At 67.6% G+C, this 704-nt stretch carries 2 protein-coding genes; both read right to left on the bottom strand.

Annotated elements, in window-relative coordinates; all coding sequences use genetic code 11:
• Positions 1 to 46: 46 nt before the first annotated feature.
• The gene (locus MKK84_RS23795; protein ID WP_243924352.1) at positions 47 to 427 is read right to left on the bottom strand and encodes a hypothetical protein; all 381 of its coding nucleotides are present in this window, start codon (positions 425 to 427) and stop codon (positions 47 to 49) included.
• Between the two features lie 90 nt (positions 428 to 517).
• Positions 518 to 704: hypothetical protein (locus MKK84_RS23790; protein WP_243924351.1), on the bottom strand; the 187-nt coding region annotated here is incomplete at its 5' end.

Genomic DNA, 704 nt, shown 5'->3' with positions numbered 1-704 from the left:
CCCGGCAGACCCAATCCATGGCTGCTATGCGGTCGGTGAACAGCACTCATGCACCGTCTAGGGCCATCTCGTCCCCGTCGATCCGCAGGACGGGGAGCTGGCCGGTGGTGAACCTCGATGCGAGCGCGGGCGGCATCGGGCCCGAGCACGCTAGCCGACGGCGACGCTCAATAGCCACGGATCGCTCAGGAGCTCGCTGGAGTCGCTTGGCTGGTAACAGCGTCATGCGGCCGAGCGGGATGCCCACGGGCACCACGGCCTCGCGGATCGCAGCTCTGCGAGTGTGCAGCGCCTCAGCGAGCCCCTGGGCCTCCGAGTCGGTGACTGTCTCGGCGGCGTGGGCCTGCCAGATGGTGCGCGACAGGCTGTCGAGCTGCGCGAGCGTGCGCGCCCCCTCGATCGCCGACCGCATGGTGGCGTGAAACATCGATCCCGGTCCCTTACGGGCCGCGGCTAGGGTCCAGGCAAAGCCTTCCCGTTGACGGAAACGGGTTCCGTCTTGACACCCCGGGGGGTCTCATGGCTTGTGAGGGGTATTCAGACCGGCCTCACAGGCCCTCGGTTTTTCAGCAGCCTCTTCCTTGCCGGGAAGGGGCTGTTGGCTTTTCAGGGTCTCAGATCCGCAGCGGTTGCTCTCCTGAATTGCCGGCTTTCGACTCGCCGAGGCGGCCCAGCCGGAAAGGCCCATGTCGGCCGGGCGGCAC

The organism is Methylobacterium sp. E-065, from assembly GCF_022829605.1.
GTDB lineage: Bacteria > Pseudomonadota > Alphaproteobacteria > Rhizobiales > Beijerinckiaceae > Methylobacterium.
Note: the sequence above shows the minus strand (reverse complement) of the source record. Positions and strands in the feature narration are given on the sequence as shown.

Excerpts from the sequence above, each read along its gene's own strand:
- MKK84_RS23795 (WP_243924352.1), bottom strand. The coding sequence starts at position 427 with ATGTTTCACGCCACCATGCGGTCGGCGATCGAGGGGGCGCGCACGCTC.